Here is a 16428-nt window from a genome sequence, read left to right as displayed (position 1 = left end):
AGCATCAGGAGCACCGTCATGTCTGACATAAATGCGACCTTGAGCGCTTTTCCAATCTTCATCAAGACGGACGGGAAGCGCGCTACGATCATAGGAGGCGGAGAGGAGGCCTATGCCAAGGCTCGCCTGCTCGCGCAGTCGTCTGCGCAGCTCCGCGTCATCTCCGAGCACATCGATTCTGACTTCGAGCGTTGGGGCAATGACAAGAACATCGAGTTCCTGCACGTGCCTTACCACCGCGAACTGTTGGCAGGTTCAGCTCTCGTCTTCGCCGCGACCGGCTCGGAAACGGCTGACCGGCAAGTAGCCGAAGACGCGCGCGCCCTGAACATCCTTGTCAACGTTGTTGACCGCCCCGAACTCTGCGACTTCTACACGCCTGCTTTGGTGAACCGCGCGCCTGTTGCCGTTGCAATCGGCACCGAGGGTGCCGGGCCGGTGCTGGCCCAGCAGATCCGCGCCCGCGTCGACCAGATGCTGCCCCCATCACTCGGCAAGCTTGCAAGCCTCGCCGCTTACTATCGTGAAGCCGTGGAGCTTCGGGTGCCCCGCGGTGCGCAGCGCCGCCGCTTCTGGTCCTCCTTCTTCGGCGGCAAGGTTGCGCGTTTGGTCGAGCAGAACAGCCTGCCGGATGCAGCTCTTGAGATCGAAAACCTGATACGCGCACAGCAGGCGGAACCGCAAGGCCATGTTGCGCTCGTTGGCGCCGGTCCGGGTGCCGAAGACCTGCTGACGCTGCGCGCCCAGCGCCTGATGATGGAAGCAGACGTTATCGTCCACGACGCGCTGGTTCCGGAAACCGTTGTGTCCATGGGTCGCCGCGATGCCGAGCGCGTCGCCGCCGGTAAGCGCAAGGGCTGCCATTCGAAGACGCAGGACGAGATCAACGATCTCCTCGTGGAACTCGCCCAGTCCGGCAAGCGCGTCGTTCGCCTGAAGTGCGGTGATCCACTGGTATTCGGTCGCGCGGGTGAGGAATTGGCTGCGCTGCGTGACGCGGGTATCTCGCATGAGATCGTCCCAGGCATCACAGCTGCCTGCGCAGCTGCCGCAGACTTCTCGCTTCCGCTGACGCTTCGCGGCGTCGCCTCGTCGATGGTCTTTACCACGGGCCATGACCTGAAGGGCAACTCCCTGCCCGACTGGGCTCGCCTTGCGATCGATGGTGCGACGGTTGCCGTGTACATGGGCAAGTCGACGGCTGCGGAAGTGTCGTCGCGGCTCGCGGAAGCCGGGCTTTCTCCGGATACCGCCGTTGCAGTGGTGGAGAACGCGAGCCTGCCCAACAGCCGCCTGATGCACGGCACACTCGCGGACCTCGCCGTCTTGAGCGAGTTCGATGACCTGACGGGCCCCGTGCTCACCATCATCGGCGATGCCGTCGCCGGTGCGGATTTTGAAGGATCCGAACCGCTTGCCAGTCGCAGGCACACCGCGCTCAACGCCGTCATTCAGCAAGAGGCTGCACAATGAAGATACTTGCAGCCAACCGGCTGATCGATGGAATTGCGGTTTGGCTTGGTCCGAACGGCAACTGGGTTGAAGACATCCGCGATGCGGATGTCGTTCGCGATGCGACGGGCGAAGAGCAGTTGCTGGCGACCGCCCGCGACGCGTTCGGCAACAACCTGATCGTCGACCCGGAACTGATCGATGTGGACCTCATCGACGGTGAGGTCATTCCCCGGCGCTTGCGTGAACGCATCCGTGCGGCAGGCCCTTCCATTCACCCCAATCTCGGCAAACAGGCGGCACGGAATGCCGTCGTGCACCTGACCTGAAAGCTGCCGCCAAATGTACCGTTACGATGAGTTCGACTATGCCGTAGTGAAGGCTCGCGTGGATCAGTTCCGCGATCAGGTCGCCCGCCGCCTGAGCGGTGAACTTACGGAAGATCAGTTCAAGCCGCTGCGCCTGATGAATGGCGTCTACCTGCAGCTTCACTCCTACATGCTGCGCATAGCCATTCCCTATGGCACGCTGTCTTCGACGCAGCTGCGCATGCTGGCGGTGATCGCGCGCGACTACGACAAGGGCTACGGCCACTTCACGACGCGCCAGAACCTGCAGTTCCACTGGCCTGCCCTCAAGGATGTCCCGGATATCCTGGATAAGCTGGCGTCCGTCGAGATGCACTGCATCCAGACGAGCGGCAACTGCATTCGCAACGTTACGGCTGATCACTTCGCCGGTGCTGCCGCCGACGAGATGGCAGATCCGCGTCCCTACGCGGAGATCCTGCGCCAGTGGTCTTCGCTCCATCCAGAGTTTTCCTACCTGCCGCGCAAGTTCAAGATTGCTGTGACGGGTGCCGAGCGCGATCGCGCGGCAGTGCAGGTCCATGACATCGGCCTCCACCTGAAGAAAGACGCGGAAGGCAATCTGGGCTTCACCGTCTATGTGGGCGGCGGTCTTGGACGCACGCCATTCGTTGCCAAGAAGATCCGCGACTTCCTCCCCGAGCAGGACCTGCTCGCCTACGTGACGGCGATCCTGCGCGTCTACAATCTCGAAGGCCGTCGCGACAACAAGTATAAGGCGCGCATCAAGATCCTGGTCCATGAGACCGGCACCGCGGAACTCACGGCGCTCGTCGAGAAGGAGTTTGCGCACCTCAAGGAAAGCGAACTGAAGCTTCCGGAGAGCGACATTCGCGCCATCGAAACCTACTTTGCGCCGCCCGTTTTGCCGCATCGTCCCGAAGGCGATGCCGTGATCGCGCGCGCGATCGCAGAAGATGCAGGCTTTGCCGCCTGGGCGCGGAGGAACCTGCAAACGCACAAGAACCCGGACTATGCTTCTGTCACCATTTCGCTGAAGGGCATCGGCGAGGTTCCAGGTGACATGTCCGCCGAACAGATGGACGTCGTGGCGGATCTGGCCGATGAATTTGCCTTTTCGGAAATCCGCGTCAGCCATGAGCAGAACCTGATCCTGCCACACGTCGCACGCGCCGATCTGAAGCAGGTCTATGACCGCCTGAAGGCAGCCGACCTCGCCACCGCAAACGCCGGATTGATCAGCGACATGATCGCCTGCCCGGGGCTCGACTATTGCGCCCTCGCCAACGCCCGCTCGATCCCGATCGCACAAGGAATAGCTGAGCGCTTTGCCGATCAGGCGGTCCAGGAGGATATCGGCGATCTCAAGATCAAAATTTCCGGCTGCATCAACGCCTGCGGACACCACCATGTGGGCCACATCGGCATTCTCGGTGTCGAAAAGAAGGGCGCGGAACTCTACCAGGTCACCCTTGGCGGTAGTGGTGACGAGAACGCAGCGCTGGGCGATATCATCGGCCGCGGCTTCGCCGAAGATGAAATCGTTGATGCGGTCGACACTATCGTGAAGACCTATCTCGCCCACCGGCAGGACCGCCATGAATCGTTCCTGTCCGCCTATCAGCGGCTGGGACTGGCGCCATTCAAGGAGGCGCTCTATGGGAGCGATGCCAAGGTTGCGTGACACCGCTCAGCTGGCTTCCGAACTGGATGCACGTTACGCCGACAGCGATGCGCAGACAATCATTCAGGTCGCCATCGATCTCTTCCGCGAGAATGGCGGCATCGCCGCCATCTCGTCCTTTGGCGCGGATTCGGCCGTTCTGCTGCACCTGATCGCCAACATTGACGCTACCCTCCCGATCCTGTTCCTCGATACGGGCCAGCACTTCGGCGAGACCTTCGAGTATCGCGATCAGCTTTCAGCGGATTTGGGTCTCACCAACATCGTCAATATCGAACCGCTGGCGACGCTGACGGCTGAAAGCGATCCAGACAAGGTCCTTCACAAGACCGATCCCGATCTCTGCTGCTCGATCCGCAAGGTGGAGCCGATGGCACGCGCTGTGGAGCCCTATGCGGCCTGGTTCACGGGCAGGAAGCGACATCAGGCACAGACCCGCGCTGCAATGCCGGTATTTGAAGCGGTGAGCGGACGCATCCGCATCAACCCGCTTGCCACCTGGACCACGTCGGATCAGGCGGACTACATGCGCAGGCACAATCTGCGGGAGAACCCGCTGGTTGCCTTCGGATATTACTCCATCGGCTGCTTCCCCTGCACGCAGCCGGTGAAGCCTGGCGAAGACTCCCGCAGCGGACGTTGGGCCGGTGCAGCCAAGACAGAATGCGGCATTCACCTGACAGGACTGGAGAATGCACTCCCTCCAACCCGAGCCACGGTGAACTCATGAATGTCGAACAACCCAGACTCTGGACGGCTGAAGGTTTCCGGGAAGATGAATGGCAACGCGGCACGGCGGAAGACGTGCTGAACTCGAACACGCCGCTCATCCTGTCGCTGACGGACTTTGTTGCTTTGCCGGAAGATGTCCGTGAGAGTGCCCTGTCGCGCATCGGCGTGGAGACCTTGCCCGGCGAACCGCTCGACCAGATCCTGCCGTTCCTTGGCAGCTTGCGGCTGATCGCTCTTGCGTTCCCGGCCTATAACGATGGCCGCAGCTATTCAAAGGCGGCTTTGCTGCGCACCCGCCATGGCTACACGGGTGCATTGCGGGCAACCGGCGATGTCTTGACCGATCAGATTTCCCATATGCTTCGCTGCGGATTTTCAGAGCTGGAAGTGCGCAATTCGGTCGCCATCGCGCGTCTGGAAGCTGGAAATACGGGCGGCATACCGTTTCACTACCAGCCATCGACCAAGCCGGCTGGTCCTGAAAGATATGCGTGGCGCCGCGTGGCCTCTTGATGACTTCTTCCAAAGTGGCTGAGTAAAATCAGCCGCTTGAAACGATATTCCTGAGCCTCCGGCCTACAGCCCTCGCTCCGAAATTTCGCATGCGTCTGGAATAAGTCTATTCCGGACCTATATTTATTTTGGCGACTGGGGTGCATTTATTGGCGACCCTGCTATAGTCGCGCAACTTTCCTCAAGGTCGCTGGCAACCATCGCCTATCGCGCCGGCTTTCTGGCGCTCGCGATCTTTTTGTTACTCCAACTGAAAGAAGGTAAACATTGCAGGTTCTGGTCCGAGACAACAATGTCGATCAAGCTCTCCGTGTTCTGAAGCGCAAGCTGCAGCGTGAAGGCGTCTTTCGTGAAATGAAGGCACGCCGTTCTTTCGAAAAGCCGTCGGAAAAGCGCGTCCGTGAAAAGGGTGAAGCCATCCGTCGCGCACGCAAGCTTGCTCGCAAGCACGCTATGCGCGAAGGTCTGATCACCAAGCGCGGCAAGGCTGCCTGAGCCATTGTTGGTATGGTCGATGCGGCGGGCGTAAATCGCCCCCACATCAACCGGCAAACTCCCGCATCAATGCCGAAGATCGTGCCCGGCCATTTTCTGGCGGCACCATCTGCGCATGAGAATTTGCCCGAGGATCCGATCCGGTTCTCTACCGGGTACGATTGAGGCGCGACGCCTTCGCGTGGAGAACTCCCCTCCGCGATCACATTTCCCAAGATTCTAACGTTTGCTGGTTCGCCCGATTGTCGGCGGAGTAGGGCGATAATGGGGCAATCAGTGCCCTCTATAGCCGCCTGAGTTGGTTTCTTTTTCAGCCTTGTCCAGCTCGGAAAGCAGGGCTTCAAGCTGCCAGGGTGTTACACTCGGAACTTCAAAGACAGGCATACGGCCCAGAAACTGCGCATTATCCCGCCGCCTTATCTGCTTGTATATCAAACCTGCAGTCTTTGCCTGTTCCGCGGTCTTCTGCCCGCTTGTCGGCATTGTACTCTCTCTTTCTCTCACTCGATTTGGACCATCACAACGTGAGACACACAGAAAAAGTTTCAAAAAACGTCCAATAAGTCACACGGTAAGTTGTTACGGTAAATACACCGTAAAGTTATTCACCGAAAAATGTTTTATTAAGCCAACGAACAACTTGTCCTAAGTTCATCCAAATTTGCCTGGGATATTTCTTGGGTCCCTATTGTGTCGGTAGGCATTTCTCCGGCGCCGGCCTCACGGCTGCCCCTCAATCATCTTCCAGCGGAATGGTTCCGTTAACCTTAATTTGAGGTTTACGACCCATGATCCCCCTTCGCAGGGCACGTACAGGGGGCAGATCTATGAACCGATCCCGCATCGTCATCCTCGGCGTAGCGGTTGTTGCTGCAATTGGAGCCGGTTACATTGCAAAGGGCATGTCTTCGACACCGCCCGCGCAGACTGTTGCCAACGCTCCAGCTGAGCAGCCCCGCATCGAAACGCGTGACGTGCTTCTCGTTTCACAGCAGGTCAATATGGGAGAACGTGTGGGGCCCGCCCTGAAGTGGCAGGCCTGGCCGTCATCCATCGTAGACTCCTCCTTCATCACCCAGGAGGACAGGCCTGAGGCTCTGGATGAGCTCAAGGATGCCATCGCCCGATATACGCTTTATCCAGGAGAGCCTGTCCGGTTGCCACGGCTGGTGGTGGAAGGTCAGAACTTCATGTCGGCAATCCTCTCGCCCGGCATGCGTGCTGTAGGCATCGAGATCGCTGCTGATACGTCGGCTGGCGGCTTTATCCTGCCCAACGACCACGTCGACGTGATCATGACCCGGCGCTCAGAGGATACCGCCACCGGATCGGGTTACATCACCGAAACGGTTCTCCAGAACATCCGCGTTCTCGCCATCGACCAGACGGTTCAGGACGATGAGAACGGCAACCCGGTCATCATCGGCAAGACTGCAACGCTCGAACTGACGCCTGACCAGGCGGAAGTCATCACCGTCGCGCAACGCATGGCTGACAGGCTGACGCTGGCCCTGCGCTCGGTGGCAGATGTTCAGGAGCCGTCCGCCAAAAACGGCCGCCACCTCGTCAACGGCGTGAATGGCAGCGGCATCCGGATCATCAAGTCCGGCGAAATGAACACGATAGGGGCTCGGTAATGAGAGCTGGTTTCACATTCTTGCGCCGCTTGCAGACAGCCGCTCTGCTGGTTGGCCTTGCAGCGTTCTCGACGCTTAGCGCTGGCGTCACCATCGCATCGGCTGACGCATCGATCGGCCTTCGCGGTTCCTCACAGCGGGTGAAGCTCGGGCTGAACAAATCGCTGGTGATCGACCTGCCGGCTGACGCCTATGACATTCTGGTCGCCAACCCCGGCATCGCAGACGCCATCACGCGCACGGCCCGCCGCATCTACCTCTTCGGCAAGAAGGTAGGGGAGACCAACATTTTCGTCTTCGGTGCAAATGGTGAGCAACTCGCCAATATCGACGTCTCCGTAGAACGCGATGTTGCTGGCATCGAATCCTACCTGAAGCGTTTCATTCCTAACTCCGAGATCAAGGTCGAGCTGATCAACGACAACGTCGTGCTGACCGGCTTCGTGGAAACGCCGCTCGACGCCTCCCGCGCAGCCCAGCTCGCGCAGGTGTTCGTGACGGGCGGTGAAGCGACGACGGGCGCATTTGCGCAGACTGCCTCCGCACCAACGGATGGCGGTGGCGTTGCGATCAACAACCCGGATCAGCAACGGCGCCAGAGCGCCATCGTCAATCTGCTCCAGGTGATGGGCCAGGATCAGGTAACGCTCAAGGTCACGGTGGCGGAAGTCAGCCGCAACGTGATGAAGCAGCTCGGCGTGAACGTACTGGCGGGAGGAGGCTCGTCGGATGGCATCCAGTGGTCTGCTATAACGGACAATGCGTTCGGCCTGGGAAAACCGCTATCGAATACCGGCCTTGCAATCGGCGGCTCGATGCTCCAATCCTACCTCAATGCCATGGAGCAGGCAGGCGTCATGAAGACGTTGGCTGAGCCGACGTTGACGGCCGTTTCCGGCGAAAAAGCCACATTCAAGGTGGGCGGCGAGTTCAACCTCGTGACAGGCAGGAGCAGCGCCCGGAGCCGCGATAACCTGGACGGCGAAGTCACATACGAAGTTGAGAAGCTCGAATACGGTATCGGGCTTGAGTTCCAGCCGGTCGTCCTCTCGCCGGGACGTATCAGCCTCAAGATCAGGACGTCCGTATCCGAGCCCACCACCGAAGGCTCTGTCCAGATGGAAGGAGGCGGCAGAGCCTTTGGAGCGAACATGCTGTCGATCCGCAAGCGTCTTGCCGATACGACAGTTGAGCTTCCTTCGGGCGGCTCCATGATGATTGCCGGCCTCGTTCGTGACGATGTCCGCCAGGCGATCAACGGCGTCCCTGGCCTGTCCAAGGTCCCGGTGCTGGGCGCCCTCTTCCGCAGCCGCGACTTCATACGCAACGAGACGGAGCTCGTCATCATCGTCACGCCCTATCTGGCGAAGCCGGTGGCGCGCAACGAACTGGCGAAGCCGGACGACAACTTCAACGCAGACCACGACGGCAACGGCGTGTTCCTTGGACGTCTCAACCGCATCTACGGCAACACGCAGGCGAAGGCGCCGGACACGCGCTACCACGGCGTTGTCGGTTACATCTATAAGTAAGGCGGGGGCCATGCAGATATCACGGTTTGGTAAGTGTGCGCTGTCGGCGCTCGTCATGGTGGCCGCCCCGCTGGTTACGGGCTGCGCCCAGCAGGATCAGATGGTCGTGAACGCCGTCCCGGACGACTATCGGACGCGCCATCCGATCATCATCTCGGAAAAGGATCAGGTTCTGGATCTGCCGGTGGGGCTCACGTCCTTCAGCATGACGCCGATGCACCGGACGGCACTCGATGGCTTCTTTTCGAATTACCGCGACAGCGGCAACGCGGTGGTGACCATCATGGTGCCGCAGGGCTCTGGCAACGCCGGAGCTGCCCGCAGCACGGCGAGCGAGTTTGCGAAGTTCATCCGGGCTCGCGGTGTCTCGTCGGGCCGCTTGCAGACGGTGCACTACGACGCCAACGGTGCCGAGTCAGCTCCGATCCGGATCTCCTATCCGGTGATGAAGGCCCATACCGGCCAGTGCGGACAGTGGCCCGAAGATCTCGGCAACACCTACGAGAACCGGCAGTACAGCAATTTCGGCTGCTCCTACCAGAACAACCTGGCAGCCCAGATTGCCAACCCGAGTGATCTGCTGACCCCGCGCAGGATGACGCCGTCCGACATGGCCAACCGTGGCGCTGCCATTGGCGCCTATCAGAGGCGCGGCATCTCAGGCGAGTTCAACAGCCGTTCCGAGGTTTCTTACTAACGTTCAAGGGTGGATTATACGATGAGCCTTAGTGTGGAAGCCGATCCGTTCTCGGCAGAGGAAACAGACCAGGCGACGCCGTTGACGCTGCGGCCGATTCCGCGCATCTCCATCCAGGCGTTCTGCCTGACCGGCGAAGTCGCCGAGGTTATCGACCGCACCGGCAAGGATCGCCGCGTTGCCAAGGTGCATCTGATCGTGCGGTCGGGCAGCATCGCCGATGCGACCGAGTTCTATCGCTCCGCCTCGACGCCAAACCTGCTGATCCTTGAAACCCACGACGAACCGCAGGATCTGATGGACAGGCTTTCCGGGCTGGCGGAGGTTTGCGACCCGAGCACCAAAGTCGTGATCATCGGCCACTACAACGACGTGGCCCTCTATCGTGAGCTCATCCGCGCCGGCGTCTCGGAATACCTCGTTGCTCCGATCAACCTTGCGGATGTGATCGGCACCATTTCCGACATCTTCGTCGATCCGTCTGCCAAACCGCTCGGCCGCACCATCGCCTTCATCGGTGCAAAGGGCGGCGTCGGATCCTCCACGCTCGCGCACAACATCTCCTGGGCGCTCTCCGAGACCTTCGAGAACGAAGTCGTCATTGCCGACCTCGATCTGCCCTTCGGAACCGCCAACATCGATTTCGATCAGGACCCGCCACAGGGCATCGCGGAGGCCGTGTTCTCACCCAACCGCATCGACGAGGTCTATCTCGACCGCCTGCTGACGGAGTGCTCGAAGCATCTGTCGCTGCTAGCCGCGCCTTCGTCGCTTGAGCGGGTCTATGATTTTGACGCCGAGGCCTTCTCGCCGATCGTGGAAACGGCGCAGCGAACCGCGCCAACCGTCATCCTCGACATTCCCCATGGCTGGACCAGCTGGATCAGCACGACGCTGGCTCGAGCCGACGAAATCGTCATCACCGCAGCGCCTGATCTTGCCAACCTGCGCAACGCCAAGAGCCTGATGGATGCGCTGAAGAAGCTTCGCCCGAACGATGCAGCGCCACGTCTGATCCTCAATCAATCCGGAGTGCCAAAGAAGCCGGAGATTTCCGCCAGCGATTTCGGCAGCGCGCTAGGTGTAAAACCCCTGGCCACGATCCCGTTCGACCCCCCGACCTTCGGCAAGGCCGCCAACGCAGGCCGCATGATCGGGCAGTTGAACCCGAAGCATCCGATCAGTCAGACGATCAACCAGGTCGCCTTCGCGCTGGCCGGACGACGTGAGGTCCAGGGCAAGAAGAAGCCGAAGCTCGCGGCGATATTCAGCCGGTTCACCTCGAAGAAGAAGTAACGGTCAACGATGTTCGGAAAAAAAGGCATCAACGGACGCAAGGACGAACCGCAGGAGCTGGTGCGAACATCCGCACCGGCGCCAGAGGGCGTCCTGGGATCAGCGTCAAACGTGCCACCGCTCGCACCTACGGCGGTAACGTCTGCGCCTGCCGGTATAGCGTCAGGCCGCACAGCCCCGGTGAAGCCGAGCCGTACCGCTACAAACGACCATCCGGACTCCTATTACGACACCAAGAGCCAGATCTTCTCGGCGCTGATCGATACGATCGACCTGTCGCAGCTTGCCCAGCTCGATGCCGAAAGCGCGCGCGAGGAAATCCGCGACATCGTCACAGACATCATCGCGATCAAGAACTTCGTGATGTCGATCGCGGAGCAGGAACAACTGCTCGAAGACATCTGCAACGACGTTCTGGGCTTCGGTCCGCTCGAGCCGTTGCTTGCGCGTGACGACATCTCCGACATCATGGTGAACGGCCCCAAGCGGGTCTACATCGAGATCAGCGGCAAGGTGGAGGAAGCGAACATCCGCTTCCGTGACAACCAGCATCTGCTGAGCGTCTGCCAGCGCATCGTCAGCCAGGTTGGCCGCCGTGTTGATGAATCGAGCCCGATCTGCGACGCGCGTCTTCCGGACGGTTCCCGCGTCAACGTCATCGTGCCGCCGCTCGCCATCGACGGCGCATCGCTCACCATCCGCAAGTTCAAGAAGGACAGACTGACGCTCGATCAGCTCGTGCGCTTTGGCAGTATCTCGCCGGAAGGTGCGGACCTGTTGCGCATCATCGGGCGCGTCCGCTGCAATGTCGTCATTTCCGGCGGTACCGGCTCCGGCAAGACGACGCTGCTCAACTGCCTGACGAACTACATCGATCGTGACGAACGCATCATCACCTGCGAGGACGCGGCTGAGCTACAGCTGCAGCAGCCGCATGTGGTGCGTCTGGAAACCCGCCCCCCGAACCTTGAAGGTGAGGGCGAGATCACCATGCGCGACCTCGTCCGCAACTGTCTTCGCATGCGTCCAGAGCGGATCATCGTGGGCGAGGTGCGCGGTCCGGAAGTCTTTGACCTGCTGCAGGCGATGAATACGGGCCACGACGGTTCCATGGGCACCATCCACGCGAACAACCCGCGCGAGTGCCTGAACCGTATCGAATCCATGGTCGCCATGGGCGGCTTCACCCTGCCGCAGCGCACAGTCCGCGAGATCATCAACGGATCGGTCGACGTGATCATCCAGGCCTCGCGACTGCGCGACGGCTCCCGCCGCATCACCCACATCACCGAAGTGGTAGGCATGGAAGGCGACGTCATCATCACTCAGGACCTGATGGTCTATGACATTCGCGGTGAGGATTCGAATGGCCGCCTGATCGGCAAGCACATCTCCACCGGCATCGCCCGTCCCGCCTTCTGGGAACGCGCACGCTACTATGGCGAAGACGCCCGCCTTGCCGCGGCATTCGAAGCGATGGAGCGCAACGCCTAATGTTCGGGCTCCGACTTGGAACACTTGGCTTCATCGTACTCGCTGCCATCAGTGCCGGCGGTATCGCCTACGTCTTCCTGTTCAACAGTATTTCCAGCGAAAAAACCGTCAACCGACGGTTGGAGGTCGTCAAGAAGGGCGAGGCTGACCGCCAGTCAGCCCGTGCGGTGCGGGAACGAACGAACGAGGCTGCGCGCCGTCGCAAGACGATCCAGGATACGCTCCACGAGCTTGAACAGAAGCAGAAGAACCAGGACCGCAACGTCACCAACCCGCCGCTCAAGGTCAAGCTGAAGCAGGCCGGCATGGAGGTGAGCCTGCAGAAGTTCTATATCCTGTCTGGCGTCACCGGCTTTCTGCTGGCGTTCATCTTGCTGCTCTTCGGTGCCCATCCCCTGGTTGTCCTGGCATCGGTTGTGGTGGGCGCTGTCGGCCTGCCGCGCTGGTTCGTCAACTACATGCGCAAGCGCCGGGTCACGGCGTTTCTGGAGGAGTTTCCGAACGCGCTGGACGTCATCGTGCGCGCCATCCGCTCCGGCCTGCCGTTCAACGATGCCGTCCGCATGATTGCCGCCGAAGCGCGCGAACCGGTACGCACGGAATTTCGCCGGATCGTTGAGGCCCAGCAAATAGGTCTTTCCTCTGCCGAAGCCACCGCCCGCATGACCGAGACAATGCCCTGCCCTGAAGCCAATTTCTTCGGCATCGTCATCCAGATCCAGAGCCAGTCCGGTGGCAACCTCTCGGAAGCGCTGGGCAACCTCTCGCGCGTCTTGCGTAACCGCAAGAAGATGAAGGCACGCATCCAGGCCCTTTCCATGGAAGCCAAGGCGTCCGCCTTCATCATCGGCTCTCTGCCGCCTCTCGTCGCGACCATCGTCTTCGTGATCAGTCCGGACTACATCATGCCGCTGTTCACCACGTCCACAGGGCATTTCCTTCTGTTGATTTCCGCCTTCTGGATGGGTCTCGGCATCTTCATCATGCGCCAGATGATCAACTTCGAGGTGTAGATGATGGACACCATCATCCGGATTGCAACCAATCCCGAGGTCCTGGTGGCGGCGCTGGTATCAGTCGCCGTCTTCGCCACAATCCTTACGCTTCTGCCCTCGACTGGAGGCCCATCGCTCAGGTCGCGCATGAAGACGGTGGCGCTTGAGCGTGACGAATTGCGGGCGCGTCAGAAGGCCCGGCTCGCCGCCGAAGCCGAGCGCAACCGCGGCAAGAGCCTTCGCAGGCAGGACACCTCCGGCGTACGCTCCATCGTGGAACGCCTTGATCTGCGCCGCGCGCTGGCCGACGAAAAGACGACCCAACAACTCCGTAACGCGGGCTTCCGCAGTGAAAGCGCCATGACGCGCTTCCTCTTCCTGCGCTTCGCCCTGCCCTTTGCGGGCGCCGGGCTTGTGTTCGTCTGGATCTATTTCGGCAACGGCCTTGCTGCACAGCCCACCATGTACAAGGTGCTTGCCTGCATTTTCGCCGCCTATGGCGGTTTCTACGCGCCCGTAATCTACGTCTCCAATGCAGCGACCAAGCGCAAGCAGTCGATCCAGCTCGCCTGGCCTGATGCGCTCGACCTCATGTTGATCTGCGTTGAATCCGGCATGTCTGCGGAAGCAGCGTTCCGCCGGGTGGCTGATGAGATTGGCTCGCAGTCCGTCGCGCTGGCGGAAGAGCTGGTGTTGACCATGGCCGAGCTATCCTTCCTGCCCGAACGCCGTCAGGCTTACGAGAACCTGGCGAACCGCACCGGCCTCGACTCTGTTAAGAGCGTCACCCAGGCGCTCATCCAGGCTGAACGGTACGGAACCCCAATTGGTAGCGCCCTGCGGGTGATGGCCGAGGAAAGCCGCGAGCATCGCATGAACGAGGCCGAGAAGAAGGCCGCCGCCCTGCCGCCCAAGCTGACAGTGCCGATGATCCTCTTCTTCCTGCCGGTGCTGTTTGTGGTGATCATGGGCCCGGCCGTCATGTCGCTGAAGGGTGCGGGGTTCATGTGATCGGCGCTGCGAAGATCATTTCCACGTTTCCACGTGATGCTGAAATGCTCTAGTAGCAAATATCATGAGAGCAGTTCAGTTACCCGACTTACCAGTTACGGCCGTTCTTCCCGATCTGAAGGCAGCCTTGGCCGAACATGGCAAGGCCGTGCTCGTAGCGCCTCCCGGTGCAGGCAAGACCACGCTGGTGCCGCTTGCCCTCCTGGAAGAGGAATGGTCGGCGTCGGGCACCATCCTGCTGCTCGAACCGAGGCGTCTCGCCGCCCGCGCTTCCGCCCGCCGCATGGCCTCGCTGCTCGGTGAAGAACCGGGCGCGACCGTCGGTTATGCCATGCGCATGGAGCGCAAGACGTCAGCCGCGACCCGCATCCTTGTGGTGACCGAGGGCATTCTTGGCCGCATGATCATCGAGGATCCGTCACTCGACGGCATTTCCGCCGTGATCTTCGACGAATTCCACGAACGCTCGCTGGACGGCGACTTTGCCCTTGCGCTCACCCTTGACGTGATGGGAGCCCTGCGGCCCGACCTGCGCCTGCTGGTGATGTCGGCGACGATCGACGGCGCCCGCGTTTCAAGCCTTCTGGGCGATGCGCCCGTGCTGGAAAGCGAAGGCCGCAGCTTCCCCATCGACATCCGTTATGTCGAACGCTCCCTTTCGGATACCATGGAGGCTGCTGTCGCAGCGGCCGTGCGCTCGCTGATCCGCGACGAGAGCGGCAGCATTCTCGCCTTCCTGCCCGGCCAGCGCGAGATCGCTCGGACACAGGGCCTGCTTGAAGGGAAACTTCCGGAGGGGACGGATCTTGTGCCCCTCCACGGCGGCCTCGAAGGTCCAGCGCAGGATGCAGCCATCAGGCCCGCACCGGCAGGACGGCGCAAGGTCGTGCTGGCGACGGCCATCGCCGAGACCTCTGTCACCATCGACGGCGTGACTGCCGTGGTCGATTGCGGCTTCTCCCGTCTCCCCCGCTACGAGCCGGACACGGGCATGACGCGGCTGGAGACGGTGCGCGTCTCGCGCGCTTCCGCCGACCAGCGCGCGGGCCGCGCTGGCCGCACGGCTCCCGGCATTGCGCTGCGCCTCTGGCGCAAGGAGCAGACGGCTGCACTCCCAGCCTTCACGCCGCCCGAAATCCTTGAAGCGGACCTTTCCAGTCTGCTACTCGACTGCGCTGCCTTCGGCGTGACTGAGCCTACCACCCTCGCGTTTCTTGATGCACCGCCGCAGCCCGCACTTGCCGAAGCCCGCGCCCTGCTGCGCAATCTCGGGGCGCTGGATGAGGCAGGTCGCCTGACGCCCGAAGGCGAAGCGATGCGCAAACTAGCCCTGCCTGTGCGTCTTGCGCACATGGTGGTGATCGCAGCGCAGAAAGGTCGCGCGCGAGATGCCGCCCGGCTCGCCATGATCATCTCGGAACGCGGCCTCGGCGGCAATTCCGCCGATCTGGACGATCGCCTTTCCCGCCTCTTATCCGACCGCTCTGCCCGTGCGCAGGCCGCGAAGTCGCTGGCGGATCGGCTGGCACAGGCTGCAGGCGGCAAGCCGCAAGGCGGAGCAACCGGCACGACCGGTTCCCTGCTCATCCACGCCTGGCCCGATCGCGTTGCCAAGGCACGCGGCTCTTACGGACACTTTGTTCTGGCAAACGGTCGCGGTGGCCAACTTGATGAAGCCGAGCGCCTCGCGGGATCGCCATGGCTGGTGGTGGCCGACCTTCAGGGACAGGCGCGCAACGCCCGCATCACAGCGGCATCTGCGCTGACCGAGGACGAGCTTCTGGCCGAACTCGGAAACCGTATCGAAACGCGCACTGAAACCGTATTTGACCGGGAGAAAGGTTCCGTCCGCCAGCGCCAGATCCGCAGGATCGGCGCGATCGTCCTGTCCGAGAAGCAACTGCCCGCACCGCGCGGCGCAGACGCCGATCAAGCCCTGATCGAGGCGGTGCGGACGCACGGTCTCAGCATCCTTAACTGGACGAACGCTGCGGAAAACCTCCGCGCCCGCCTCGGCTTCATGCATGCGATGGAAGGCGAGCCCTGGCCGGACGTCAGTGACGAGGCCCTTTTGGCCAGCCTCGACGAGTGGCTGCTGCCCTTCCTCAAGGGAGAGCCGAACATTGCGAGCGTCACCACCGACACGCTCCAGCAGGGACTCCTGTCGCTCCTACCCTATGACATGCAGCGGCGCATTTCTTCGCTCGCGCCCACCCATTTTGCGGCGCCGACCGGCAACAATGTGCCAATTCGCTATGAAAACGGAGAGGCGGTGCTGGCGATCCGCGTGCAGGAACTCTTCGGCATGAACGAGCATCCGACCATCGGTAGCAACGCCATTCCGCTGACGCTGGAACTCCTGTCGCCAGCGCATCGTCCGATCCAGAAGACGCGCGATCTGCCCGGCTTCTGGCGTGGATCCTGGGCAGACGTGCGCTCAGATATGCGCGGCCGATACCCAAAGCATGTATGGCCTGAAGACCCAGCCTCGGCTATGCCAACGAGCAGAGCTAAACCGCGTGTGAAGTAGACTGAACCAGTTCCTGCAAATGGAAGACGAT

General features: G+C 61.3%; 15 protein-coding genes. 14 read left to right on the top strand and 1 reads right to left on the bottom strand.

The genetic code is table 11. The features are described 5' to 3' along the window. The first annotated feature begins 18 nt into the window (after window positions 1-18). From cysG to rpsU, 6 genes are all read left to right on the top strand, one after another. On the top strand, window positions 19-1473 hold the full coding sequence (gene cysG / locus IEX27_RS04640) for a siroheme synthase CysG (RefSeq protein WP_188719769.1): 1455 nt from the start codon (window positions 19-21) through the stop codon (window positions 1471-1473). Beyond that, window positions 1470-1781 (top strand): DUF2849 domain-containing protein, encoded by a 312-nt coding sequence (locus IEX27_RS04635; protein WP_188719768.1) that lies wholly within the window; start codon window positions 1470-1472, stop codon window positions 1779-1781. Before cysG ends, IEX27_RS04635 begins: the two co-directional genes overlap by 4 nt. Before the next feature lie 13 nt (window positions 1782-1794). After that, entirely contained in the window at window positions 1795-3465 is a 1671-nt protein-coding gene (locus tag IEX27_RS04630) for a nitrite/sulfite reductase (RefSeq protein WP_188719767.1), read from the top strand. Further along, the gene (locus tag IEX27_RS04625) at window positions 3440-4195 is read left to right on the top strand and encodes a phosphoadenylyl-sulfate reductase (protein ID WP_188719766.1); all 756 of its coding nucleotides are present in this window, start codon (window positions 3440-3442) and stop codon (window positions 4193-4195) included. The genes IEX27_RS04630 and IEX27_RS04625 overlap by 26 nt, the downstream gene beginning before the upstream one ends. After that, complete coding sequence (locus tag IEX27_RS04620; protein ID WP_188719765.1) at window positions 4192-4710, top strand: DUF934 domain-containing protein; 519 nt, start codon at window positions 4192-4194, stop codon at window positions 4708-4710. Before IEX27_RS04625 ends, IEX27_RS04620 begins: the two co-directional genes overlap by 4 nt. A 267-nt stretch (window positions 4711-4977) precedes the next feature. Further along, on the top strand, window positions 4978-5205 hold the full coding sequence (gene rpsU / locus IEX27_RS04615; protein WP_188719764.1) for a 30S ribosomal protein S21: 228 nt from the start codon (window positions 4978-4980) through the stop codon (window positions 5203-5205). 273 nt (window positions 5206-5478) lie between these two features. Here rpsU and IEX27_RS04610 read toward each other — a convergent pair whose 3' ends face one another. Continuing rightward, the gene (locus IEX27_RS04610; RefSeq protein WP_188719763.1) at window positions 5479-5688 is read right to left on the bottom strand and encodes a P-loop NTPase family protein; all 210 of its coding nucleotides are present in this window, start codon (window positions 5686-5688) and stop codon (window positions 5479-5481) included. Between the two features lie 344 nt (window positions 5689-6032). On the opposite strand from IEX27_RS04610, the gene cpaB reads away from it, so the two are divergent. From cpaB to hrpB, 8 genes are all read left to right on the top strand, one after another. Continuing rightward, window positions 6033-6842, top strand: a complete 810-nt coding sequence (cpaB, locus tag IEX27_RS04605; protein WP_188719762.1) for a Flp pilus assembly protein CpaB — start codon at window positions 6033-6035, stop codon at window positions 6840-6842. Next, window positions 6842-8374 (top strand): type II and III secretion system protein family protein, encoded by a 1533-nt coding sequence (locus tag IEX27_RS04600; RefSeq protein WP_188719761.1) that lies wholly within the window; start codon window positions 6842-6844, stop codon window positions 8372-8374. The genes cpaB and IEX27_RS04600 overlap by 1 nt, the downstream gene beginning before the upstream one ends. A 10-nt stretch (window positions 8375-8384) precedes the next feature. Continuing rightward, window positions 8385-9071 carry a CpaD family pilus assembly protein gene (locus tag IEX27_RS04595; protein WP_188719760.1) on the top strand — a complete coding sequence of 229 codons (687 nt, stop codon included), beginning with the start codon at window positions 8385-8387 and terminating at the stop codon, window positions 9069-9071. A gap of 21 nt (window positions 9072-9092) precedes the next feature. Beyond that, the gene (locus tag IEX27_RS04590) at window positions 9093-10367 is read left to right on the top strand and encodes an AAA family ATPase (protein ID WP_188719759.1); all 1275 of its coding nucleotides are present in this window, start codon (window positions 9093-9095) and stop codon (window positions 10365-10367) included. A 9-nt stretch (window positions 10368-10376) separates the two neighbouring features. Beyond that, window positions 10377-11861 (top strand): TadA family conjugal transfer-associated ATPase, encoded by a 1485-nt coding sequence (locus IEX27_RS04585; protein WP_188719758.1) that lies wholly within the window; start codon window positions 10377-10379, stop codon window positions 11859-11861. Further along, a complete protein-coding gene (locus IEX27_RS04580) occupies window positions 11861-12874 on the top strand; it encodes a type II secretion system F family protein (protein WP_188719757.1) in 1014 nt (337 codons plus the stop codon). The genes IEX27_RS04585 and IEX27_RS04580 overlap by 1 nt, the downstream gene beginning before the upstream one ends. Further along, complete coding sequence (locus IEX27_RS04575) at window positions 12875-13867, top strand: type II secretion system F family protein (RefSeq protein WP_188719756.1); 993 nt, start codon at window positions 12875-12877, stop codon at window positions 13865-13867. A 64-nt stretch (window positions 13868-13931) separates the two neighbouring features. Then, a complete protein-coding gene (gene hrpB / locus IEX27_RS04570) occupies window positions 13932-16397 on the top strand; it encodes an ATP-dependent helicase HrpB (protein WP_188719755.1) in 2466 nt (821 codons plus the stop codon). Window positions 16398-16428: the final 31 nt, after the last annotated feature.

The sequence above is a fragment of the Nitratireductor aestuarii genome (assembly GCF_014641695.1).
Lineage (GTDB): Bacteria > Pseudomonadota > Alphaproteobacteria > Rhizobiales > Rhizobiaceae > Chelativorans > Chelativorans aestuarii.
The sequence above is the reverse complement of the archived record's forward strand: the minus strand, read 5'-3'. Positions and strand labels throughout refer to the sequence as shown.

Excerpts from the sequence above, each read along its gene's own strand:
- IEX27_RS04620 (WP_188719765.1), top strand. The coding sequence starts at position 4,192 with ATGAATGTCGAACAACCCAGACTCTGGACGGCTGAAGGTTTCCGGGAA.
- IEX27_RS04580 (WP_188719757.1), top strand. The coding sequence starts at position 11,861 with ATGTTCGGGCTCCGACTTGGAACACTTGGCTTCATCGTACTCGCTGCC.
- IEX27_RS04625 (WP_188719766.1), top strand. The coding sequence starts at position 3,440 with ATGGGAGCGATGCCAAGGTTGCGTGACACCGCTCAGCTGGCTTCCGAA.
- IEX27_RS04595 (WP_188719760.1), top strand. The coding sequence starts at position 8,385 with ATGCAGATATCACGGTTTGGTAAGTGTGCGCTGTCGGCGCTCGTCATG.
- IEX27_RS04600 (WP_188719761.1), top strand. The coding sequence starts at position 6,842 with ATGAGAGCTGGTTTCACATTCTTGCGCCGCTTGCAGACAGCCGCTCTG.
- cysG (WP_188719769.1), top strand. The coding sequence starts at position 19 with ATGTCTGACATAAATGCGACCTTGAGCGCTTTTCCAATCTTCATCAAG.
- IEX27_RS04575 (WP_188719756.1), top strand. The coding sequence starts at position 12,875 with ATGATGGACACCATCATCCGGATTGCAACCAATCCCGAGGTCCTGGTG.
- IEX27_RS04635 (WP_188719768.1), top strand. The coding sequence starts at position 1,470 with ATGAAGATACTTGCAGCCAACCGGCTGATCGATGGAATTGCGGTTTGG.
- IEX27_RS04630 (WP_188719767.1), top strand. The coding sequence starts at position 1,795 with ATGTACCGTTACGATGAGTTCGACTATGCCGTAGTGAAGGCTCGCGTG.
- cpaB (WP_188719762.1), top strand. The coding sequence starts at position 6,033 with ATGAACCGATCCCGCATCGTCATCCTCGGCGTAGCGGTTGTTGCTGCA.
- IEX27_RS04585 (WP_188719758.1), top strand. The coding sequence starts at position 10,377 with ATGTTCGGAAAAAAAGGCATCAACGGACGCAAGGACGAACCGCAGGAG.
- hrpB (WP_188719755.1), top strand. The coding sequence starts at position 13,932 with ATGAGAGCAGTTCAGTTACCCGACTTACCAGTTACGGCCGTTCTTCCC.
- IEX27_RS04590 (WP_188719759.1), top strand. The coding sequence starts at position 9,093 with ATGAGCCTTAGTGTGGAAGCCGATCCGTTCTCGGCAGAGGAAACAGAC.
- IEX27_RS04610 (WP_188719763.1), bottom strand. The coding sequence starts at position 5,688 with ATGCCGACAAGCGGGCAGAAGACCGCGGAACAGGCAAAGACTGCAGGT.